The 21,647-nt window shown below is 66.3% G+C and carries 18 protein-coding genes; 9 read left to right on the forward strand and 9 right to left on the reverse strand.

The window, feature by feature from the left end:
- Positions 1 to 54: 54 nt before the first annotated feature.
- Both RT513_RS14005 and RT513_RS14010 read left to right on the forward strand, forming a co-directional pair.
- Entirely contained in the window at positions 55 to 975 is a 921-nt protein-coding gene (locus RT513_RS14005; RefSeq protein ID WP_290684597.1) for a LysR family transcriptional regulator, read from the forward strand.
- Positions 976 to 1,138: 163 nt separating this feature from the next.
- A complete protein-coding gene (locus RT513_RS14010; RefSeq protein WP_290684599.1) occupies positions 1,139 to 2,332 on the forward strand; it encodes a CaiB/BaiF CoA transferase family protein in 1,194 nt (397 codons plus the stop codon).
- A gap of 852 nt (positions 2,333 to 3,184) precedes the next feature.
- On the opposite strand, the gene RT513_RS14015 is transcribed toward RT513_RS14010, so the two are convergent.
- The 6 genes from RT513_RS14015 to RT513_RS14040 all read right to left on the reverse strand — a co-directional run bounded on the left by RT513_RS14015 (position 3,185) and on the right by RT513_RS14040 (position 8,148).
- The gene (locus tag RT513_RS14015; RefSeq protein ID WP_290684601.1) at positions 3,185 to 3,973 is read right to left on the reverse strand and encodes an amino acid ABC transporter ATP-binding protein; all 789 of its coding nucleotides are present in this window, start codon (positions 3,971 to 3,973) and stop codon (positions 3,185 to 3,187) included.
- Positions 3,970 to 4,635 carry an amino acid ABC transporter permease gene (locus tag RT513_RS14020; RefSeq protein WP_088214475.1) on the reverse strand — a complete coding sequence of 222 codons (666 nt, stop codon included), beginning with the start codon at positions 4,633 to 4,635 and terminating at the stop codon, positions 3,970 to 3,972. The genes RT513_RS14015 and RT513_RS14020 overlap by 4 nt, the downstream gene beginning before the upstream one ends.
- Positions 4,632 to 5,273: an amino acid ABC transporter permease gene (locus RT513_RS14025; protein WP_313534117.1), complete on the reverse strand. Its 642-nt coding sequence runs from the start codon at positions 5,271 to 5,273 to the stop codon at positions 4,632 to 4,634. Before RT513_RS14025 ends, RT513_RS14020 begins: the two co-directional genes overlap by 4 nt.
- Before the next feature lie 73 nt (positions 5,274 to 5,346).
- Positions 5,347 to 6,237, reverse strand: coding sequence for a transporter substrate-binding domain-containing protein (locus RT513_RS14030; protein ID WP_290684607.1), 891 nt, complete (start codon positions 6,235 to 6,237; stop codon positions 5,347 to 5,349).
- Positions 6,188 to 7,564: an LLM class flavin-dependent oxidoreductase gene (locus RT513_RS14035; RefSeq protein WP_088214538.1), complete on the reverse strand. Its 1,377-nt coding sequence runs from the start codon at positions 7,562 to 7,564 to the stop codon at positions 6,188 to 6,190. Before RT513_RS14035 ends, RT513_RS14030 begins: the two co-directional genes overlap by 50 nt.
- A 209-nt stretch (positions 7,565 to 7,773) precedes the next feature.
- The gene (locus RT513_RS14040) at positions 7,774 to 8,148 is read right to left on the reverse strand and encodes a hypothetical protein (RefSeq protein ID WP_313534118.1); all 375 of its coding nucleotides are present in this window, start codon (positions 8,146 to 8,148) and stop codon (positions 7,774 to 7,776) included.
- A 325-nt stretch (positions 8,149 to 8,473) separates the two neighbouring features.
- Between RT513_RS14040 and RT513_RS14045 the strand changes: the two genes are divergently transcribed.
- The 7 genes from RT513_RS14045 (at position 8,474) to RT513_RS14075 (ending at position 16,899) form a co-directional block, all read left to right on the forward strand.
- The gene (locus tag RT513_RS14045) at positions 8,474 to 9,643 is read left to right on the forward strand and encodes an acyl-CoA dehydrogenase family protein (protein WP_290684611.1); all 1,170 of its coding nucleotides are present in this window, start codon (positions 8,474 to 8,476) and stop codon (positions 9,641 to 9,643) included.
- 21 nt (positions 9,644 to 9,664) lie between these two features.
- Positions 9,665 to 10,765 carry an LLM class flavin-dependent oxidoreductase gene (locus tag RT513_RS14050; protein WP_290684613.1) on the forward strand — a complete coding sequence of 367 codons (1,101 nt, stop codon included), beginning with the start codon at positions 9,665 to 9,667 and terminating at the stop codon, positions 10,763 to 10,765.
- 22 nt (positions 10,766 to 10,787) lie between these two features.
- The gene (locus RT513_RS14055) at positions 10,788 to 11,804 is read left to right on the forward strand and encodes an ABC transporter substrate-binding protein (protein ID WP_088214480.1); all 1,017 of its coding nucleotides are present in this window, start codon (positions 10,788 to 10,790) and stop codon (positions 11,802 to 11,804) included.
- 441 nt (positions 11,805 to 12,245) lie between these two features.
- Positions 12,246 to 13,184: an ABC transporter permease gene (locus RT513_RS14060; RefSeq protein WP_313534119.1), complete on the forward strand. Its 939-nt coding sequence runs from the start codon at positions 12,246 to 12,248 to the stop codon at positions 13,182 to 13,184.
- Positions 13,178 to 13,984 (forward strand): ABC transporter ATP-binding protein, encoded by an 807-nt coding sequence (locus tag RT513_RS14065; RefSeq protein ID WP_290684618.1) that lies wholly within the window; start codon positions 13,178 to 13,180, stop codon positions 13,982 to 13,984. The genes RT513_RS14060 and RT513_RS14065 overlap by 7 nt, the downstream gene beginning before the upstream one ends.
- A 35-nt stretch (positions 13,985 to 14,019) precedes the next feature.
- Positions 14,020 to 14,496, forward strand: coding sequence for a YcnI family protein (locus tag RT513_RS14070; RefSeq protein ID WP_290684621.1), 477 nt, complete (start codon positions 14,020 to 14,022; stop codon positions 14,494 to 14,496).
- Between the two features lie 612 nt (positions 14,497 to 15,108).
- Positions 15,109 to 16,899, forward strand: a complete 1,791-nt coding sequence (locus tag RT513_RS14075; protein WP_313534120.1) for a copper resistance protein CopC — start codon at positions 15,109 to 15,111, stop codon at positions 16,897 to 16,899.
- Positions 16,900 to 17,519: 620 nt separating this feature from the next.
- Here RT513_RS14075 and RT513_RS14080 read toward each other — a convergent pair.
- From RT513_RS14080 to RT513_RS14090, 3 genes are all read right to left on the reverse strand, one after another.
- Positions 17,520 to 18,128, reverse strand: coding sequence for a nucleoside deaminase (locus RT513_RS14080; RefSeq protein ID WP_290684625.1), 609 nt, complete (start codon positions 18,126 to 18,128; stop codon positions 17,520 to 17,522).
- A gap of 775 nt (positions 18,129 to 18,903) precedes the next feature.
- Positions 18,904 to 19,860, reverse strand: coding sequence for a dihydrodipicolinate synthase family protein (locus RT513_RS14085; RefSeq protein ID WP_290684627.1), 957 nt, complete (start codon positions 19,858 to 19,860; stop codon positions 18,904 to 18,906).
- On the reverse strand, positions 19,857 to 20,579 hold the full coding sequence (locus RT513_RS14090; RefSeq protein WP_290684629.1) for a ribonuclease activity regulator RraA: 723 nt from the start codon (positions 20,577 to 20,579) through the stop codon (positions 19,857 to 19,859). The genes RT513_RS14085 and RT513_RS14090 overlap by 4 nt, the downstream gene beginning before the upstream one ends.
- Positions 20,580 to 21,647: the final 1,068 nt, after the last annotated feature.

Here is a 21,647-nt window from a genome sequence, read left to right on the forward strand (position 1 = left end):
ATTAAGGTAATTAATAAAAATACTGGTTTCTCATTGCCTGTATAGGACTGGATTATGCGCTTCACCTTCAGCCAGCTCGCCTACTTCGTCGCGACGGCAGAGACGGGCAGCACCTCGCGTGCGTCCGAGAAGCTGCGCATCTCTCAGCCGGCGATCTCGGTCGCGATCAAGCAGCTTGAGGAGACCTTCGGCCAGAAGCTCTTTGTCCGGCGTCATGCGCGCGGCGTGGACCTGACCCCGTTCGGCCAGCGGAAACTGGCCGAGGTCCGGCAGTTGCTCGCCCATGCCCATGCCGTCGAGGATGCTGGCGGCGACACGCTCTCCGGCGATCTGGAGATCGGCGTGTTCTCGACGATGGCGCCGGTCTATGCGCCGGGGATCCTGCGAGCCTTTGCCGAAGCGCATCCCAACGTGCATGTTCGGATGCGGGAATTGCATCTCGACCGGCTCAACCGCGATCTGGAGGATGGCCTCATCGAACTCGCCCTTCTCTACGACCTCGATATCGCAGGCGAGCTGACACGTGTGCCGCTGGTCTCGCTGCGTCCCTATGCGCTCCTTCCGGTTGGCCACAAGCTGGCGCAGGCGGAAACGGTATCGCTGAAGGATCTCGCTCGTGAGCCCTTCGTGCTGATCGACCTGCCGCACAGCCGCGATTATTTCCTGTCGCTCTTCCGCGTCGCCGACACGATGCCCGAGAACCTGCTGCGCTGCGTGTCTTTCGAGACCCTGCGCGGCATGGTGGCAAACGGGCTCGGCGTCAGCATTCTCGTCACGCGCCCCTATGGCGACCACTCCTACGATGGCCAGCCGCTGGTCTGCAGGCCGATTGAGGAGAAGCTGCCTCCGCAGCGCCTGATCATAGGAACCTCACCCCGCATGCCGGCGACGCCAGCGGCAAAGGCCTTCCACGCTGTCGCGCAACGCTATTTCGAAATGTTCGTCTCCGAGGACGGTACCATCGTTTCGGTATAGTCCACCCTTATGCAGCCTATGAAAATTCAATAGTTTCGCGGGGCATGCACTCCTCTTATCCCTGTCGGTCGATACTCACCGGTTCCGTCCGCCGTGGAAGGAGCTGAATCGTGAACGCGTGTCAGCGGCGGACCTGTTTCCGACCCTGATCAGGATCGAGCCAATGAATAAGTTACCGCTGCCCCTGTCCGGCGTCCGCATCCTCGATTTCTCGCGCATGCTGGCCGGTCCTTTCTGCACGGCGATCCTTGCCGATGCCGGAGCCGACGTGATCAAGGTCGAAGGACCGGAGGGGGATGATGCCCGCCACTTCGCCCCGAAAGTCGGCGGGGAGAGCGCCTATTTCATGCTCATCAACCGCAACAAGCGGTCCCTGACCCTCGACCTCAAGAGCGAGGATGATCGACGCGTCGCCCATGAACTTGCGCGGAACAGCGACATCGTGGTCGAAAACTTCCGCCCCGGCGTAACCCGGCGGCTGGGGATCGACTACGAGACGCTGAGCGGCCTCAATCCGCGTCTGGTCTATGCGAGCATTTCCGGTTTCGGCCAGGAAGGCCCGCTGGCGCACCGTGCCGCCTACGACATTATCGCCCAGGCCATGAGCGGCATGATGAGCGTCAATGGCTCCGCAGGAGCCGAGCCAACGCGTGTCGGCGAGTCGCTTGGGGATCTGGTCGCGGGCTTGCAGGCCGTGTGGTCCATCCTTGCAGCCCTGCACGGACGCGACCGCGATAGCCGTGGACAGCACCTCGACATCGCGATGATGGATTCCATGTTCTCGCTGATGATCACTGCCCTGTCGCAATATCTCTTTGCCGGGACGGTGCCGGGCCGGATCGGCAATGCCCATCCGATCAGCGCTCCGCTCGACACCTTCGCCGCGGAGGATGGACACCTTATCATCGCAGTCGCCAACGACAATCTCTTCGGCCGGCTTGCTGCGACGATCGGGCAGCCGGGTCTTGCTCAAGACAGCCGTTTCGCGACAGACGGCGCAAGAAAGGCGAACGAGGCAGAACTCAAGGCCATCATCGAAAGCTGGACCCGTGAACGGTCCGTCGAAAGCGCCGTCGCGATTCTGGAGGCGGCAACCGTTCCGGCATCCCCGATACTGTCGATCGATCAAGTCGTTGCGAGTGACCATGCGAAAGCGCGGGGGCTGGTGACCACCGCTGAGCATGTCACGGTGGGAAGCATCCCCGTTGTCACCCAGCCGGTCCGGTTCCTCGGCTCCGTCGCGCCCGTGGTCAGAGCGGCTCCGGCTCTCGGCCAGCACAACGCCGAGATCCTCAAGGAATTGGGACGGTCGATCATCGCCGACAGGGTTGAAACTCTGGCAATCGCGAAGCGGTGAAGACCCGGCCAGTTTCCGGTTGACCGCTCCCGCCTTCAGGCGGCTTCCAGGAACTTTGATCCAGCCCCGGCAGGACCATGCCGGCAGCCCATGAAAGACGATATCGGGGGCCGCACGGCGGATTGGAATCGCTGGTCAGAGCGTGCCAACCCCGGTGGGAAACGGCCGTCACGGCACATGCGGCAGCGCCACGGCTGTCGCCGATACTGAGCCGGTTGCGCCAAGACCGCCAGACGGCATCACGGCTGCGAACATCTTGTCAGCTGCGCCCGCGGCACGCCTGGGTCGCTGCAACACCTACGGCACGGTCGCAGGTGGGCAGGACCGGCTCCCCTTCGTGGCCCGGGAATAATCGCGCGGAGAACTTCGGTTTCATTCGGTAACGCCGGGCGGCAGCGTTCACCGTTGCCCCCGGGCGTCTTCGCCAGAGCCTGCCTTCACAGCCCACCCTGCCGATGCTCGCCTGCGAACATCTCTACCCGAGCCTCCGTGGCGAGACATCCCCATCTTGAAACGGGTATCCGCGCCGACCCACCGGGCGAGCAACGTGTGGCCGCCGCATCATATGACGCCGGGAGACCGGACCTCTCGTCAGATCGGCCGTGCTGGACGGTGGGATGGGGAGCGCGCATATCTCTGATGGCGTGGATGGCACAGGAGCTTCTTGCTCCGCCGTTGACCACGCCGCCCATGGCGGCAGGCTCCGCCCTCTCCTGCCGGAACAGGTTTGGAAACCGATCGACGGCCCCGGAGCGGCCCCGGCTAAACCGGAAATCCGCCCGAGGTTCGGGAGAGCAGGCCGAAACCCCGGGCAGAAGCCCCGACATGCAGTCTGCGGGAAACCGCCGTCCGTCAGGCGAGGATCATCGCGTCACGGTCGAGATAGGTATCAAGAAAACGCGTCATCCGCTCCTGACGGGGCTTGGCGAAGACCTCCTGCGGCGATCCGTCCAGGATCACACGCCCGCGATCCAGAAAGATCACCTTGCTGGCGACCGACGCCACGAAGCCGATCTCATGCGAGACGACGATCATGGACATGCCGTCCTGCGCAAGCTTCCGCATCACGTTCAGCACCTCCCCAGTCAGTTCGGGATCGAGGGACGAGGTCGGCTCATCGAACAGCAACAGCTTCGGTTCGAGCGCGAGCGCCCGCGCGATGGCGACGCGTTGCTGTTGCCCGCCCGAAAGTTGCGCCGGATAATAGGAGGCGCGATCGCAAAGGCCCACCGCGTCGAGCTTGGCCCGCGCGATATCCTCGGCGAGGGGCCGTGAAACTCCGCGCACGGTCTTGAGCGCCTCGGAGACATTTCCGAGCGCCGTCATATGCGGCCAGAGGTTGAACTGCTGAAACACGATGCCGACGTGGCTGCGGAGCGCGCGAAGCTGCGCCGCGGGCAAGGGCAGAGATTTGCCGTTCCGGCCCTGCTGCCGCGTCGGGTGACCGACGATCGTGATCTCACCCTCGCTGGGTTCCTCCAGCGTCGCGATGCAACGGAGCAGCGTGCTCTTGCCGGACCCGGAGGGACCGATCAGGCATGTCACCTCGCCCGAGGGAGCGTTGAAACTGATCTGGTCGAGAACGGGCGTGTCGGCAAACCGCTTCGACAGGCCCCTCACTGTCACTGCCGGAGCCGTCATGCCGCGAACCGGAAGTTCGAGAGACGAGCCTCGGCCAGACGGCCCAGACGGCCGCATATCTCCACGAGCAGCCAGTAGCAGATCGACAGGAGGAACAGAGATTCGACGAAGGCATAGGTTTCCGCCCCGATCTCTCCGGCGATCGCCGCGAGTTCAGGTACCCCGATGATTGAGAGCACTGCTGTCTCCTTGATGAGGCCGATTGCAATGTTGACGCCTGCGGGCAGGACCAGAACGAGCATCTCGGGAACGATGATGCGGCGCAGAACCTGCAACCGCGTGAAACCTGCGGATTCGGCTGCCTCGATATGCCCGCGCGGAACGGCCCGGAAGCCCGTGCGGAACACTTCGCTCATGTAGCATCCACCGAAAATCGTGAGCGCGATGAAGCCCGCCGGAAGAGGATCCAGGGTGATCCCCAGCGAGGGGCCGCCGAAGTAAAGCAGGAAGAGCTGGATCAGGAAGGGCGTTCCCCGGATCATCTCGACAAAAAGCCGCAGGACGGTGTTGACGACCGGCCCGCCGAGAAGCCGGCCCGTCGCTATCGCCAGCCCCACCACGAGCGAGGCGGCGAGCGCCGCGATCCACAGGCCGAGCGTGACCAGAGCCGCCGACCCCAGAGCGGGCAGCTTGTCGGCCATGAGAGCGATGTCAAAACTCATGTGCCCGGCAACCTGAAGAGACGCTCCGCCCTTGCACCGGCGGTGGTCAGTACGATGTTCATCGCGATGTATATCGCGCCTGCCATCAGGAAGAGCGGCAACGGCTCCAGCGTGGATGCAGAAAGGTCGCGGGTCATCTTGGTAAGCTCCATCACTCCGACCACGGAAACCAGCGCAGAAGCGTGCAGGATGGCGACAGCCTCGTTCACGATGGCCGGTATCGTCAGGCGGAGCGCCACGGGTGCCACAATCCGGCGGAACCGCTGAAAGGACGTCATCCCGACCATCTGGGCCGCTTCGACCAGCCCATTCGGCACCGACAGGAAGCCGCCCTTCAGGTTCTCCGCCTGATAGGCCGCGCTGCAGAGCGTCAACGCCATGATCGCTGCGACATTGCTCGACACGTTGAGGCCGAGGACCGGCAACAGGTGATAGACGAGCAGCAACTGGACAAGTAGCGGGACACCGCGAAAGAAGCTGACATAGAGGCGGGCGGCCCCGGCAACCCACGTCCGCCGGCTGAACCCTGCCGTGCAGATGACAAGGCCGAGCGCCAATCCGGCGCTGATCGAAATCGCGCTGATCCAGGCGGTCGTGACCGCCGCCTCAAGAAGAAGCGAAAAGAGTTTCCAGCTCATCGGGAGGCGGCCCGCCAAGCGGTGCGTCCTGCGACCTGGCCTTTCACTTTCGCGGCTGGCTGGGCCGGCCCGGTCATAGCGCCGGGTCCGTCACACGATCGGGCGTCTCGAAGACGACGCCGAACCATTTCGTCTGCATGGCGGCCAGCCGACCATCGGCCTTCATCCTGTCGATCACTTCGTTGACCGCATCGAGAAGGCTGGCGGAGTCAGCGTCCTTCCTGAACATATAGCCGAAATAGGCCTTCTCGCCGAAGGGAGGCATCACGACCGCAAAGGTGTCCGGGCGCCGTTTCGCAGCAAACGTGCCGCTTGGCAGAGATTGCGCGATTGCAGCGATGCGGCCGGCCGCGAGGTCGCTCGACGCTTCGTTCACCCCGACATATTCGCGTACGGTCGGCTGCGGGTTAAGGGTTTCGGCGAAGGCCTTCATCTGGGCGAGCTGCGACGAAGACCTGGCGCCCCCTATGGCTTTTCCGGCGATATCCTCGGGCTTCTGGATCGAGTCGTCGTTTGCCCGCTTGACCAGCGTCACCGTGCCATCGGCAATGGGCGCAGAGTAGGCGTAACGCTCCATCCGGGCCTTGGTGATGACCGCAGGGCCCGCCACCATATCGAACTTCTTCGTCTCGAGACCCGGCAGGACACCGGCCCACGGCAGGGCGATCCAGCCGATCTTGACCCCGAGCTCCTTGCCGACCTCGTTGAACAGATCGACGTTGAAGCCGACGTGATCGCCCGCGTCAACATAGTCGAACGGGGCGAATTCCGTCTCCGTCCCGATCTTGAGTTCGCCCGCCTTCTTCACGTCGGCAAGGACATCCGCGCCAACGGGCTGGGTAGCCGCAAGCAATCCGGCCAGGGTAAAAACAAATGACAGTCTGCTTTTCATCGCGTCCTCGCTTTGGGGGTGATCAGGGGCACTTGGCAGTCGGAATTGCAGGGGCTGGGGCGGCCGCGACATGGCGGCTGTCGGGAACGGTGAGACCGAGGTGATCGCGCAGGGTGCGCCCCTCGTATTCGTGCCGGAACAGGCCCCGGCGCTGCAACTCCGGCACGACCAGTTCGGTGAAATCCTGCAACGACGCGGGCAAGGTCGGCAGCATCAGCATGAAGCCGTCGGCCGCGCCGCCAATGAACCACTCCTCCATGAAGTCGGCGATCTGCCGGGGCGTACCCTTGATGCCGTTTCCGGTCTGCTTTTCGGCATAGAGCCGGATCAGCTCCCCGAGCGTGTGACCCTCCGAGACGAAGTCGATCAGACTGTCGAACAGCGCTTTTGAACCCTTCGGCGCCATGGGAAGCTTTTCGCGAGGCAGCGGCTGGTCCAGCGGAAGATCGGACAGGTCGGCTTCCAGGAACTCGCCCAGAGCCTGCAGGCCGACCTTCGGGTTCATGCGGTCGAGAATGTAGTCGATCTTGGCCTGAGCCTCGGCTTCCGTACGGCCCACATTGACCATGAGACCCGGCATCACCTTGAGTGAATCGCGCGGACGCCCGTATTTTTCCATCCGGCCCTTGAGGTTCTCATAGAAAGAGCGGCCTTTCTCGAAGGTCGCGCTGAGCGTGAACACCACCTCCGCAGTCTGCGCCGCAAGCTCAAGCCCGGCCTCCGAGCCGCCGGCCTGGGCGATGACGGGGCGGCCCTGCGGCGACCGCGCGATATTCAGCGGGCCCCGGACCTGGAAATGCTTGCCCTCATGATCGAGCGGATGGACCTTGGCGGGGTCCAGATAGATGCCGGCTTCGCGATCAAGCACAAGCGCGTCCGGCTCCCATCCATCCCAGAGGCCGAAGGCGACATCGACATATTCGCGGGCGCGTTCGTAGCGGAGCGCATGCAGATCGAGGCCATTGCGATTGAAGTTGTAGGCGGTCTCCTCATGGTCCGAGGTGACAACGTTCCAGCAGGCCCGGCCCCCCGACAGGTGATCGAGGGAGGCGAACATCCGCGCCACGTTGAACGGCTCGGTGTAGCTCGTGGAGACCGTCGCGGCGAGACCGATCCGGTCGGTCGTCACGGCCAGCGCCGACAACAGCGTCAGGGGTTCGAGCCGGTTCATCTTGTTCGGCAGGCGCTTCAGCGCTTCCGGGTGGCCGACTGCTGCTGCCGCCGAATCGGCCAGGAAGATGAAATCGAACTTCGCCTTCTCGGAAATGCTGGCTATCTTGTGCATATGGGCGAAACTGTTGGCGCCGTTGATATCTGAGCCCGGGTGCAGCCAGCTGGATTGGTTGTGGCCGAAGGTGTAGATAAACGTGCCGAGCTTCATCTGGTCGCGGCGTTTCATGCTTGCCTCGTCAGGTTGATATTGGCTGCCGGTTTCGAATTCGGCGTGATTGCGGACGTTGACCTGTGCCCTTGCCATTCCGGGGCTTCGCCACAGGGATCAGTCATGAGCATCCGAAACGGGGCTGCCGCGTGCCAGCTTCCGCGAGAGATTGCTGCCCCGCGCGGGAAATGGGCAATGCGACAGTTGGAAATCGGGATGTTCACGGTTCAGCTCCTTCCAGCGCGGATGAACCGCGGAGTATCAATTGGAAGTGTTAGGAGTAGCGTGGCATCAGCGAAACTAATGAATTTTTCATAAGCTGCATAATGGGGCGCTATACCGAAACGATAATGCTCCGCTTGGAACGAAGTATTTAGAAAATAATCCCCACACCAGAGTATCTTAACAAAAAGAGGGTGTCGCGCTGCCTGGGCGGCCCCATCCAGCTCGAATCCTGTTGCGTCGGCATTGGTTCGGCACCGACGCCAATTTCGGATGATTGACACTTCCGCGCGGTTCGGCATCCCAATCATGTAACCCACTGATGGTGATTGATTTATTGCCGCCGCCGCGCGTCCGGTATCTTTCGTCCGAATGCTCATGGCCTTTTTCACAATGATCCCCGCACCTGTGATGAATTGAGCAGCAGAACACACATTCGGCCCGTCCTCGCCGGAATCCGCCAGTTGAGTGTCGTGAATGTGCGGCCCCCGGCTGACCCGGCGTCGATGGTGTTGGCTTCGAGTGTCCCCGCGTCGAGTGTCTGGCACGCCGCCTCCAGCGTCGCCCTCGCTTCGGGGAGAATTTATCCCTTCTGCCGTGATTGACCGCAGCAGAGAGTTTCTGTTCCCGACGGATCTTTGGAATGGCGAGAAGAGCGGGATCATTTAGTATAGTTTGACGATGGACTAATAGAACGGAACAACCATGCTGATCTCGGCCTTTCCAACCCCGGTTTCGCCCGGCGCGCCCGGAGACCACGCGGACCGCGCCGCCGCGCTTGGCAAAGCCTTCGCCCCATGGGCCGCGGAGGATGATCTTGAGGGCGCCTTCCCCACCCGTCAGTTCCGGCGCCTCGCGGAGGAGCGGCTGCTCGGCCTGACCGCGCCCACCGCCTTCGGAGGCACCGGGGCGGGACTTGCACAGGCCGTAACGGTCATCCGCGAGATCGGCCGAGGCGATCCCTCCGCCGCCCTGATCCTCGCCATGCATTTCATCAACCTCGCCACGTTGCCGAAGGGCCGGTGGGCGCCCGCGCTCCTGAATACGGTGCTGCGGGCGGGGGCGCGGGGCGCGCTCATCAACGCGCTCCGGGTGGAGCCGGATCTCGGCACCCCGCTCCGCGGCGGCCTGCCCGCCACCATCGCGCGGCGGACGCCGACCGGCTGGTCGCTGTCGGGGCGCAAGATCTACTCCACCGGCTGCGAGGGGCTGACATGGGGCCTCGTCTGGGCGCGCACGGACGAGGCGGAGCCGCGCGTGGGGCAGTTCCTGCTGCCGCTTGCCACGCGCGGGGTGCGGATCGAACGGACATGGGACACGCTGGGCCTGCGCGCCTCGGGCAGCCATGACGTGGTGATGGAGGAGGTGCAGCTCCCCCGCGAACATGCCGCCGACATCCGCCCGCCCGCCGAGTGGGGGGCGCGGTCCGATGAGGCGGCGATCTGGGGCGGGCTGCTGATCGGCGCGATCTATACCGGCGTGGCAGAGGCCGCGCGCGACTGGATCGCAGGTTTCCTCAAGGACCGGGCACCGGCAAACCTCGGTCATCCGCTGGCGGATCTGCCGCGGGTGCAGGAGCAGACGGGCGCCATCGCGGAGCTGATCGCCACGTCCCGCCGCCTCATCGACAGTGCCGCGCGGGAGACCGATGGCGGCGCCCCGCCCACCGCGGCGGAGGCGGGCCTCATCAAGCACCGGGCGACCGAGAACGCCATCGCGGCGGTGGAACGCGCGCTGAAGCTCGGGGGCAACCACGCCATCGCGCGGCGGAACCCGCTCGAACGGCATCTGCGCGACGTGCTCTGTGGACGCATCCACAGCCCGCAGGAAGACACCATCCTCACCAACGCCGGGCGCATCGCGCTCGACCGCTGACATGACCTGAAAGGACCTCCCATGACCGTCGAGTTCATCGGCTTCATCGGAAACCACAACGCTTCCGAAACCATCCCCCGCACCGGTCCGGTCCTCGACCGCGACTTCATCCGGGCATCCGCGGCCATCCACGAACAGGCGGGATTTGACCGCGTGCTGCTCGCCTTCCACTCCTCCACGCCGGAAAGCCTGCATGTCGGCCAGTATGTTGCCCATCACACCCGGCGGCTGAAGCTCATGCTCGCCCACCGGCCGGGTTTCGTGGCACCGACGCTCGCCGCCCGGCAGCTCGCCACGCTCGACCATCTGACCGACGGGCGGGTGGCCGTCCATATCATCACCGGCGGCAGCGATGCGGAGCTGGCGCAGGATGGCGACTGGCTGACCAAGGACGAGCGCTATGCCCGCACCTCGGAATATCTGGACATCGTCCGGCAGGAATGGACGGCGACCGCGCCCTTCGACTACCGGGGGGAGTTCTACCGCATCGCGGGCGGAATCTCTGACGTGAAGCCGGAGGGGCCGGAGGGCGTACCCGTGTATTTCGGCGGCTCCTCCCCCGCGGCGATCGAGGTCGCGGGGAAACATGCGGATGTCTATGCCCTTTGGGGCGAGACTTATGCGCAGGTGGCCGAGACCATCGCCGCCGTGCGGGCTGCGGCGTCGCCCCATGGCCGGAGCCCGCGTTTCTCCCTGTCCCTCCGCCCCATTCTGGGCCGGACGGAGGAGGAGGCCTGGGCCAAGGCGGGGCGGATCCTCGCCCGCGCCCGCGAACTCCGCGCTGCGGGGACCGGGCAACGGCTGGTCAACGTCGGGGCGGGCACACCGCCGAACGAGGGATCCCGCCGCCTGCTGGCCGCAGCGGCGGCGGGGCCGCGGCTCGACAAGCGCCTGTGGACGGAACTCGCGCAGCTTACCGGGGCGAACGGCAATTCCACCTCGCTGGTCGGCACCCCCGATCAGGTGGCCGATGCGATGGTCGATTACCACCGGCTGGGGATCGACACCTTCCTGATCCGCGGCTTCGACCCGCTGGCCGACGCGCTCGAATACGGGCGCGACCTGATCCCGCGGGTGCGGGCGCTGACTTCCGCCGGGGCGCAGAGCCATGCCGCAGAATGACACCCTTTACCGGAGATCACCGATGACGACATCCCGCAGAACCCTGCTCAGAACCGCCGCCGGTGTGGGGCTGGCCGCGCCCTTCCTCGGGCTGGGGGTGGGGTCCCTCGCCCGCGCGCAAGGGGCGGCAGGGCTGAAGCCGATCAGGTTCGCCTCCAACGCCTCCGCCATCTGCCTTGCGCCGGTGTTCGTCGCCCGCGATCAGGGCATCTTCGAGAAAAACGGCCTCGACGTGGAGATCGTGAACTTCGGCGCCTCCACCGAGGCACTGCTGGAGGCCATCGCCACCGGCAAGGCCGACGGCGGCATCGGCATGGCGCTGCGCTGGCTGAAGGCGCTGGAGCAGGGCTTCGACGTAAAGATCACGGCCGGCACCCATGGCGGCTGCTCGCGTCTCGTCGCGCTGCAATCGACCGGGATCACCGAACTGTCGCAACTGAAGGGCAAGACCATCGGCGTGACGGACCTTGCAGCGCCGGGGAAGAACTTCTTCTCCATCCTGCTGCACCAGTCGGGCATCGACCCGGAGACGGATGTGAAATGGCGCGCCTTCTCCAGCGACGTGCTGGAGATCGCGGCCGAGCGGGGGGAGATCGACGCCATCGCGGATGGCGATCCGCGCGCCTATTTCTGGCTGAAGGACACGCCCGGCAAATATGTGCAGGTCGCCTCCAATCTGGATCACGGGTTCCAGAACCGCGTCTGCTGCATCGCGGGCCTGTCCGGCAGCCTCGTGCGTGACGACCCCGCAACGGCGAAGGCGCTGACCCGCGCGCTGCTGGAGGCGCAGGACTGGACGGTGGCGCGGCCCGAGGATGCCGCCAAGGCCTTCCTGCCCCAGGCCCCGCGCGGCCGCACGGTGGAGGATCTGGTGGCCGTGCTGAAGGACCAGACGCACGACCACTCCCCCACCGGGGCCGACCTGAGGACCGAGATCGCGCAATACGCAGCCGAACTGAAGCAGATCAACATCTTCCGCCGCTCCACCGACCCCGAGCAATTCGCCGAACGGGTCTATGCCGATGTTCTGACGGCCTGAGAGGGAAACATGTCATCCATTGATTTTCCCGGCGGATCGGGCGCAGCGCGCGCCAGACCCCTGCCCACCGGGCCCAGACCCGCCGTGGCCGAACCTATAGTGGCATGGGCGGACATCCCCGGCGTGCATACGCCGGTCTCGGGCACCGCAGTCTCGGGCACCGCAGTGTCGGGCGACACTGTCTTGGGCACCGCAGTCCTGGAAGACGCGGTCTTGATCAACCCAGTCCCGAGCGCTCTAGCCTCCGAAAGTCCCGCCTCGGACAGTCTCACAGCGGCGGTGCCGCGAAGGACGGGCTCTGACAGGACGGCTTCGGCCACAGCGCGCGCTCCTCAAAGCGCCGCGACCGGCGCGAGCGCCACCGGGGTGCAGCCCCGCGTCCGAACCGGCACCGCCACGCCGCGCCTCTCCCCCGCCCGCGGTGCCGTTTTCCCTCGAACCGTGCAACCAGCCGTGGTGCTGTCCGGGCTTCTGTGGTTCGCCGCCGCGGCCCTGCTCGCCTTGTGGCCCGACCTGACGTTCCAGCCGCTGGGGCGGGAGCTGACGGCCCTGTGGCTTGGAACGGGGGCACTCCTGCTGCTGCTCGGCCTTGCAGGCGACCGGCTCGGGCGGGTCGGACGGTGGACGCGGGCGCGCGGGCCGTGGTTCGCCGCCATAGCCCTTTTCGCTGCGATCTGGACGGTGGTGACCGCCAAGACGGGCTGGCTTCCCCAGCCCTTCTTCCCCACGCCGCAGGCCATGCTGGAAGTGTTCCTCTACGACTGGCCGAAGATCCTGCACAGCGCCTCCTTCTCCGTCTGGCTGCTGGCCAAGGGGTTCTTCTTCGGAGCCATCGCGGGCTTTGCCATCGGCATCGCCATGGGATGGTCGCGGAAGGTCAGCTACTGGGCCACGCCGCTTCTGCGCTACATAGGGCCGCTTCCGGCAACGGCCTGGCTGCCGCTTGCGTTCTTCATCTTCCCGACGTCCGGCTCTGCCTCGGTCTTTCTCATCGCCTTCTCCACCGCCTTTCCGGTGGTGGTGCTCACCTGGTCGGGTGTGGCGGCGGTGAACCGCGACTATTACGAGATCGCCCGCACGCTTGGCGCCTCCCCCCGGTTCCTGATCCTCAAGGTCGCGATACCGGCGGCGCTGCCGCATGTCTTCGTGGGCCTGTTCATGGGGTTGTCCACCTCCTTCGCCGTGCTGGTCGTGGCGGAAATGCTGGGGGTGGAGGCCGGTCTGGGCTGGTATCTGCAATGGGCGCAGGGCTGGGCCGCCTATGCCAACATGTATGGCGCGCTTTTCGTGATGGCGGCGATGTGCTCGGGCCTCATCACGCTCCTGTTCCGCATCCGCGACAGGGTTCTCGTCTGGCAGAAAGGAGTTGTCCGGTGGTAGTCCATCAGAAGATCGGCCCCGGGGCATCCGCGGAGACCGCGCCCGCGGGCCGCCGGATCGAGGTATCGGGCGTCTCCCACCAATTCGATCTGGAGGGCGCGCCGCTTGCCGTGCTGGACGATGTGTCCTTCTCCGTCGATCCGGGCGCCTTCGTGGCGCTGCTCGGTCCCTCCGGCTGCGGCAAGTCCACGCTCCTGCGGCTGATCTCCGGGCTGGACCATCCCGCGGCGGGCCATATCCGCGTGGATGAGGCGGAGGTGGGCGATCCCGACCCCTCGCGCATCCTCGTCTTTCAGGATCCGACGCTTTTCCCCTGGCGAACGGTCCGGGCGAACGTGGCGCTCGGGCTGGAGGCGCAGGGCATCCTGAAATCCGAAGGCCACCGCGTCGATGCCGCGATCCGGCTCGTCGGGCTTTCGGGGTTCGAGGCCGCCTATCCGCATCAGCTTTCCGGCGGCATGGCGCAGCGCGTGGCGCTGGCCCGCGCGCTGGTCAACCGGCCGAACCTGCTGCTGCTCGACGAACCGCTGGGCAAGCTCGACAGCCTCACCCGCCTCGCCATGCAGGCGGAACTGGTGCGGCTGTGGGAGCAGACGGGCCTGACCGCCGTCCTCGTGACGCATGACGTGGAGGAGGCGGTATTCCTCGCCCAGCGTGTGCTCGTCTTCGGCCCCCGTCCCGCGCGCATCGTGGCCGATCTGGCGGTGGACCTGCCCTACCCCCGCCGCCGTGGCGACCCCCGGCTCGCGGAGTTGCGCCACGAAGCGCTCGGCCATCTCGGGCTGGAGGCAAGCTGGTGACCTCCCCGTTTCTTTCCCTCGTTTCAGGACATGCCATGACCCTCCGTTTCGCAGCCGCCCCGGTGCTGCTGCCCGCGCTGCTGCTCGCGGCCCTGCCCGCCGCCGCCCATATCCATGCCTCCCCCGCACAGGCCGGCGCAGGCCAGACGGTGGAGATCGCGCTCGAGGTCGGCCACGGCTGCTCGGGCGCCGCGACGACCGCGCTTCGCGTGGCCTTGCCGGAGGGCCTCTCGAACATCCTGATCGCACCCCGGGCGGGGTGGCAGGTCGAGACTCTGGAAGAGGGCCGCGTGACCGAGATCCGCTGGAGCGGCGGCCCCCTCCCCGACGGCACGAAGCAGAAATTCGCCTTTGTCGCGACCCTGCAAGGCGCAGGTGAAGGACAGGGCGCGAGGGGAGGCGATCTGGTCCTACCGGTGGTGCAGGTCTGCGGCGAGACGGTCGTCCGCTGGATCGACGGGCCGGACAGCGATCACCCGGCCCCGCGTCTGCGCATCGCCCCCGGATCGTGATCCCCTCTCCCGCATTACCCTGCCGGGGGCCAAGCTCCACCGCCGCGCCGCGCCCCCTCACCCTCGCCGGGGAAGGCCAGGGCAACCCGGACAGGGTTGGCGGTTGTCCCGTCCTTTGCATCATCCTCGCCGCACCGAGCCCCACTGTCGTCGCGATGCGTTTCGTTCTCCTGCATTCTCTGGGAAAGCGGGTGCGGCCTCGCGCGGGGTTTTACGGTCGCTCTATCTCCTGCGCCCCTCCCCGCGACCGAATGCCTACGCGTCGCCGTGCCTCCATTTCTCCCACCTTATTTCGAAAGCGGGGGGCGGTCTCGCGCAGGCTTTTGCGGTTGTCCATTCTGCCGCATTACCTCCCCCGGAGCACCGCCGCGCCGCGTCGCCGCCTCTCCTGCACTCTGTGGGAGAGGTCCGGTTCCCTGTGGCGCTTTTGCTGTCGCGCCATTTCCCGCCGCCTCCCTCGGGACCAAATCCTCCGCCGTCACGCCGCGCCGCCGTCTCTCCCACCCTCACCCGGAAAAGCCGGGTCCGGCTCCCTATGGGGTTTTTCCAGTCGCTCCCTTCCGTTGCCCTTCCGTGATCCACCTCATGCTCGCTAATCCCCCTCCCCGGCCTGTGTCCCGCCGCCTGCACCTTGCCGCCCTGCTCCTGCTTGGCCTGCTGTTGCCTGTCCTTCTTCCGGGGCGGGCCGAGGCCCATGCAGGGTTGATCTCCGTCACGCCTCCCGACGGCATGGTGCTGGAGGCCGCGCCCTCCGAAGTCACGCTCACCTTCGATGAGCCGGTGCGCCCGCTGGTGGCGCGGCTGACCGCGCCGGACGGGAGGACGGTGCTGCTGGAAAACGCCCATGTGGCCGGCGACCGGGTGACCTGGCCCCTCCCCGCGCTGCCGGGCAAGGGCAGTCATGTCCTCTCCTGGCGCGCGACGGCCGCGGACGGTCACGCCCTGTCCGGTGGAACGGTGTTTTCCATTGGCGAGGCAAGCGGCGGGCCGCCTGTGGAAACCGGCACGCCGCTGGCCACCCGCCTCGGCCTCTGGATCGCGCGAGCGGGGTTGCTGGCCGCAACGCTGCTCGCCGTGGGGGGGCGCGTTTTTGCGGCCTTCTCCGGCGGGGGGCGCTGGGGGACGGGCAAGAGCGTGGCGTTGCTCGGCCTCGGGCTTCTGCCGCTGGTCGCCGGGCTTCAGGGACTGGACCTGCTGGGCCTGCCCCTCGCCGCCCTGCTGACCGCCCCGCCCTGGGCCGAGGCGATGACCGGCCCGGCAAGGCTCGCCTCCGGCCTGACAGCGCTGGCGCTGCTGGTCTCGCTTGCGGGCGGGATTCGCGGTGGCGCCGCCGCCCGCCGGAGTCGCGCGCACCATGTCCCCCCCGCCGGACCACAGGAGGGAGCTTGGCGCGCGGAAGCCCCGCCTCCCCGGAGGGCGTTCGCCCGGCTGACGTCTCCGTCCGGTCCTGACACGTCCACCCCTGACGCGTCAGGTCATGATGGGTCCAACCCTTCTGGCTCCCGCCGTGACAGACAAGCCGCCCCCCCTGCGGACCGCAGGGCAGCGGAAACGGCCTGCAGCCCCATCCGTCGCGCGGAGCGCGCGTCCGCACTCCTTGCTCTCGCGCTGACCATGGCGGCGGCTGCGGTCACCGGACATGCCGCCACGGCCCCGCCACAGCTGCTCATGCGCCCCGCCGTGGCGCTGCATGTGCTGGGGGCGGTGCTGTGGCTCGGCATGCTGCTCCCCCTCGCCGCAAGCCTCCGGGCGGGGGAGGCCGTTCCCCTTCGCCGCTTTTCCGTTGCAGCGCCGGTTGTCGTGGCGCTCCTGGTAGCCAGCGGCGCAGCCATTGCAACGGTGCAACTCGGCCGGGCGGAGGCGCTGTTCACCACCTCCTACGGCAAAGTGCTGCTGGTGAAACTGGGACTCGTCCTCGCCATGCTGGGGCTGGCGGCGCTGAACCGGTTCCGCTTTTCCGCATCCCCCGAACACCTTCGCCGCAGCATCGCCGCAGAGGCGGTTCTGGGCCTTCTGGTGATCGCCACCCTGTCGCTCTGGCGCTTCACCCCGCCACCCCGGTCCCTGCCGCCGCCCGTGATGCCTGCGCTTCAGCAGATCGCCTTTCCGGGTAGCGACGGCCTCTCCGCCCGGCTGACCGTCGCGCCGGGCGTGGCCGGACCGGTCACGGTCGTGGTGGACGATGTGCGACGCGCGGGCCAGCGCTTCGCCCCGCAAGGGCTCCACATCGAATTCTCCAAGCCCGCCTATGGCCTCGGTCCGTTCGGACAGGATCTGCACCTTGGCCAGCCGACCCGTTTCGTCCTGCCGCTCGACGGGTTCTGGGTCGTCCGCCTGACGCTGCGCCTGTCGGACTTCGAAAACCGCGAAGCGAAGGAGATCGTCACCCTGACCCCGGGTTGACCCCCATTCCCGCGGAAGCCGCTCCCCGCTTCCTCCAATCCCGGCGCTCTGGCCGCGCATGGGGAGGGATCCGCGGGAAGTCATGACACCCTCGCGATACCCGGAGGTCTGTCCGCACGCAGGGGCAGGGAATTGTCGCTCGCTCTCCACTCGCAGGGCGGGCCAGTCTATCCGCACGCATGGCATGCAGGAAAGAGGAAGCACGGATACCCCGAAGCGTAGCGTCATCTAGGTAGGCCGGGGATAAGGCCATGGCCCCATGCGCCCGGGATGGTCGCGGATCGCTCGGCACGCAGAGGGACAGACCCTACCCACTCCCCGTTGCGGCCCGGACCCTGGTGATCTTGCCCCGTGCGTAAGGACGAGCCTTTCTGCCACCCGCCGGTCGTGGGAGGGATCGGAGCAGTCCGTAGAGGTGACAAAGGTTCGCTTGCGCGGGAGCACCAGCCGAACCCCTGAGTTCCGGCCTGGGCGGCTCGCATTTCGCAAGGACGAGGAACACGGGGAAAGCAGCTTCAGGCGGAACTCCCCCCGGTGCATTCGACGAATACGCCACCCGCCTGTTGGCCGATGCCCACCGATTCCCGGAAGGCGCGTATGACCCGCAACCGCACATACCGCTAGTTCAGCGGGATGGCATTCCCTGTCTTGCCGGACTGATAGAGCGCCGACAGCCGGTCATATTCCTCCGCGATCGCCCGCGCCCGCGCCCGCGACTGCAAGGTCGCGCGCTCGTCCTGCGGTGCCTCGGCGATCAGCCGGGAGATGGCGCGCGACTGCCAGAAGGCGTTCTCCCGCGCGTATTCCCCGGGGCCAAGGGTGAAGACCTCCTTCAGGATGCGCAGATCATGCGGGATGGCAAAGGCATCGCGACTGTCCTCATGGCTGAAGAAATAGAAGAAATTGTCGAACCCCGTCCATGTGATCGCCGAGAGGCACATGGAACACGGCTCATGCGTGGACAGAAAGATCAGGTCGCGGGTGTCGGGACGGTCCTCCTCCGGCAATTCGTAAAACAGCTTCAGCGTATGGACCTCGCCATGCCAGAGCGGGTTGGCCGTCTCGTTGTTCGTGCCCGCGATGACGAGCCGCCCCGTCGCCTTGTCGATCAGCGCGGCGCCGAACACCTTGTTGCCCGCCGCCACTCCGGCACGGGTGAGCGGCAGGATATCCCGCTCCATCACCGTCATCAGCAGATCGGCCAGATCGGGCCGGTTCATGTCGGACATTCGCTTCTCCTCCACCTTGGGCGGCAGGAAAGCATGAATCCCCGGGAAGACGCCACCCCTGCGGAGAAGGGTTTCGGCTACGCCTCCCTCGCCCTCCCGACGGCATGGTCGCATCCCAGCCCCACCAGCCGACCGTCGTCGGTGGATCGCCGGTGCCGTTGCTCTGTCGGGATATCTCCACCGGTGGTCGCTGTGGAAGTGCCGGGGCCGTTTGCCCCTGAGCCGGTCTTCGCCGGGATTTGAGTTCCCGTGTATCGCCTTGATCGCGAGGCTCCGGCTTCGGCGCAGTCGGGGGGCCGGTCTGGGGTCGGGGAGCCTCGCTCCCAACGGCATTCTTCTCGCCGGTTAACCTCGCTGGCCGAGGCTTCCCCGATAGAGGATGTCGCCAACGGCGCCGGTTCGCTCCCGGACTTTCATGACGCTGGAACTGCTTATATCGGGGCTGCCGGCTCCTGCCGAGGCCCCAGGCAAGCATGGCAACAGAAGGCAGTATACCATCGGAGGCCAGATATCACGTCGCACGCGCCGGAAGGTACGTCCGCGAACACCCACGCGATCCGCCGCGTGAGGCCAAATTGCTGCCTGCCACGCGCTGTCATCCACGCCCGGTACGCTTGGCCTCGGCGCTGATACGGGCAGCATTCCGGCCGTCAGGGCGATGACGGCCGGAATGGCGACCTCGCGGATCCCCACGTGGCGCTGCGCCCGGCACTGCCTCGGAGCATGAACCCGTACGCACCATGGCGCATCGGACGCCATGGGATCGGAGCGGGCATCAGACCGCCGCGCGGGCATCCTTCCGGGCAAGGCGGGCGAGCAGATAGTCGATCTCCGACCGTCCCTGCGAGGTGAGCGATGATCCCGGCTTGCGCTGGATATCGTTCGCGATTGCCCCCCGCCGCATGAGCAGGTATTTCCGCACGGCAAGCCCGACCCCCGCCTGCTGCTCCATGCGGATCATCGGCAGATGCGCGTCGAACAGGTCATGGGCCGCGTCCCGCTCCCCGCTGCGATGAAGCCGGTCCAGCTCCACCAGCATGTCGGGGAAGGCATAGCCGGTCATCGCCCCATCCGAGCCGCGCCCCGGTTCCAGATCGAGAAACAGCCCGCCGTTCGCCGTCAGGATCGAAAACGGCTTGAGCGCGCCTTCCGCCTGCAGGCGGCGGATCGCAGACAGCTTCTCAAGCTGGGGCCAGTCCTCCGCCTTCAGCATGATGCAGGAGGCGTGCTCGGCCATGAGCCGCTGGATCATCGGCACAGAGAGCACGACCGAAAGGGTGAGCGGATAGTCCTGCAAGGCCCATGGCGTCTCCGGCCCTATCGCCTCGACGGCGTTGCGGAAATGGGCAGCGATCTGCTCGTCCGAGCGCAGCCCGGCATGACCGGCGACCATGACACCCGCAGCACCCAGATCCATCGCCTCCTTCGCCAGCGCTCCCATCGCTGCGAAGGACGGGTTGGACACGCCGACCACGACCGGCACGCGGGAGCGGGTGATGACCCGCCGCGCGATCTCCCGGCTTTCCTCCGGGGTGAGCTTCTGCGCCTCCCCCATGATGCCAAGGATGGTGATCCCCGTCGCGCCCGAGTCCTGATAGAAGTCCGTCAGCCGGTCGAGGCTGTCCCAATCCACGGAAAGGTCGGCCCGGAAGGGGGTCGCGGCGATCGGGTAGATGCCCTTGGTCTCGGCGTTGAAACCGAGGGCGGGCGCGGTCCGATCTTGTGCGTTCATGCCTTTGCTCCCCGGAAGGCCGCATATCGCGCCTGCGTTTCCTCGTTCATCGGGTAAAGGCCCGGCAGCGGCACGCCCCGATCGATCTCGGTCATGATCCAGGCTTCCTGCGCCTCCTGCTCGGGCGCCGCGGCCAACACATCGTCCAGAAGGGCTGCGGGGATGACGACAGCGCCGTCGTCGTCCACCACGATGATGTCGTCGGGAAACACTGCCACACCCCCGCAGGCGACCGGCTCCTGCCAGCCCACGAAGGTCAGACCGGCGACGGAGGGCGGCGCCGCGATCCCGCTGCACCAGACGGGCAGGTCCGTGCCCAGAACGCCCGCCGCATCGCGCAGCACCCCGTCAGTGATCAGCGCGGCAACCCCGCGCTTCCGCATCCGGGCACAGAGAATATCGCCGAAGATCCCCGCGTCCGCCACGCCCATGGCATCGGCAACCGCGATGCAGCCCTCCGGCATCGCCTCTATCGCCGCGCGGGTGGAGACCGGTGAAGCCCAGGAGGCGGGCGTGGCCAAATCCTCCCGCGCAGGCACGAAGCGAAGGGTGAAGGCGCGCCCGACGGTCCGGGGCTGGCCCGCGCGGATCGGCCGGGTGCCCCGCAGCCAGACATTGCGCAGCCCCTTCTTCAGCAGGACGGTGGTCAGCGTCGCGGTGGATACGCCTTTCAGCGCGTCCACCACGGAAGGATCAAGCGGAGCAGTATCGGCGGCCATGTGAACTCCTTGTCATCTGGCGGACCCATCGATTGCCGGCGCGGGCAGGAACCCCGCGCGGCGGCAGGCGCCCCAGCATGCACCTCTTTCTATCAGGCAGCGGGCAGGGCAAAGAAAACATGCCTTCTTCTTCGGTCAGAAATATAGATTGTGTGGCCGGAAGACATGCCCGCACCAGATCGTGGCGACCCGCCCTTCCCTCTCCGCCGGTTCGGCAGATGCCGTCATGAAGACATTCCCAGGTTTGGCGAGGCCTTCGGGGCATTCTCGTCACATCCGGTCACGCCGCCCGGGCGTCGCGGTGAGCAGGGTCGCGCCTTGACCAGTTGTCCGCGTCTCGATCATCCATCAGGCATATTGAGCGCCGCGACACCCGCTGTCCATTGACCGCCCGATACTGCTTTGTCACGCGCCCAGCATGCAGCCGAACGGCTGCTCTCCATCATCACCGGCTCCCGAGAGGCAAAGTCTGTCACCGACAGCAGGGCGCATCGTTAGGCCATCCAAAACCAGAACGGGATGCTCAAGACAATGCGGACACCCAGCGCCACCGATACTTTCGTGATGCGAATGGTTCTCGTGTCGGACCCGCCCCCCGCCGAACGTCAGCGGCCCAGAGGGTATCTCGATCGGGGAGTATCGGCGCTTCAACCGGATGGTGCTGTGCGTCGAAAAGGGCGGTTTCTTTGCGTTCATGACAGCATGCATCCGGCCCCGGCGCATTCGGTGCCCACCGAAGCGCTCGGGATCACCTTGCCGACCCCGCTACCATACCCTGGCGTTGTGGCTCCGCCTGCGGGGAGTAGGGGTCTGCGGTTACTGACGAACGCTCTCGACAAACGGCGCGGTGGAGCAGGGTCTTGGGAAGGCCGTTGTCCAGCCTGCACTTCGCTTCCTTCCAGCTTTTCCCGCCAAACTTCCATGATTGGGATGGTGGATAGCCAAAATCGAGAGTTTCGCAGCAGTCTTTTATGCGGCAATGACTCCCGCCGCTGCTCCGCTCCCTGACCACTGAACCGTTTCGAAAGTGACGTCTCTCGCGGTAACAGTGGCGCGCCCGTTGGATGG

It is taken from the genome of Haematobacter sp. (assembly GCF_032102465.1).
Taxonomy (GTDB): Bacteria; Pseudomonadota; Alphaproteobacteria; order Rhodobacterales; family Rhodobacteraceae; genus Haematobacter.

Excerpts from the sequence above, each read along its gene's own strand:
- RT513_RS14030 (WP_290684607.1), bottom strand. The coding sequence starts at position 6,237 with ATGTCGCGGCCGCCCCAGCCCCTGCAATTCCGACTGCCAAGTGCCCCT.
- RT513_RS14055 (WP_088214480.1), top strand. The coding sequence starts at position 10,788 with ATGACGACATCCCGCAGAACCCTGCTCAGAACCGCCGCCGGTGTGGGG.
- RT513_RS14050 (WP_290684613.1), top strand. The coding sequence starts at position 9,665 with ATGACCGTCGAGTTCATCGGCTTCATCGGAAACCACAACGCTTCCGAA.
- RT513_RS14015 (WP_290684601.1), bottom strand. The coding sequence starts at position 3,973 with ATGACGGCTCCGGCAGTGACAGTGAGGGGCCTGTCGAAGCGGTTTGCC.
- RT513_RS14085 (WP_290684627.1), bottom strand. The coding sequence starts at position 19,860 with ATGAACGCACAAGATCGGACCGCGCCCGCCCTCGGTTTCAACGCCGAG.
- RT513_RS14090 (WP_290684629.1), bottom strand. The coding sequence starts at position 20,579 with ATGGCCGCCGATACTGCTCCGCTTGATCCTTCCGTGGTGGACGCGCTG.
- RT513_RS14045 (WP_290684611.1), top strand. The coding sequence starts at position 8,474 with ATGCTGATCTCGGCCTTTCCAACCCCGGTTTCGCCCGGCGCGCCCGGA.
- RT513_RS14005 (WP_290684597.1), top strand. The coding sequence starts at position 55 with ATGCGCTTCACCTTCAGCCAGCTCGCCTACTTCGTCGCGACGGCAGAG.
- RT513_RS14020 (WP_088214475.1), bottom strand. The coding sequence starts at position 4,635 with ATGAGTTTTGACATCGCTCTCATGGCCGACAAGCTGCCCGCTCTGGGG.
- RT513_RS14010 (WP_290684599.1), top strand. The coding sequence starts at position 1,139 with ATGAATAAGTTACCGCTGCCCCTGTCCGGCGTCCGCATCCTCGATTTC.
- RT513_RS14040 (WP_313534118.1), bottom strand. The coding sequence starts at position 8,148 with ATGAGCATTCGGACGAAAGATACCGGACGCGCGGCGGCGGCAATAAAT.
- RT513_RS14070 (WP_290684621.1), top strand. The coding sequence starts at position 14,020 with ATGACCCTCCGTTTCGCAGCCGCCCCGGTGCTGCTGCCCGCGCTGCTG.
- RT513_RS14035 (WP_088214538.1), bottom strand. The coding sequence starts at position 7,564 with ATGAAACGCCGCGACCAGATGAAGCTCGGCACGTTTATCTACACCTTC.
- RT513_RS14080 (WP_290684625.1), bottom strand. The coding sequence starts at position 18,128 with ATGTCCGACATGAACCGGCCCGATCTGGCCGATCTGCTGATGACGGTG.
- RT513_RS14025 (WP_313534117.1), bottom strand. The coding sequence starts at position 5,273 with ATGAGCTGGAAACTCTTTTCGCTTCTTCTTGAGGCGGCGGTCACGACC.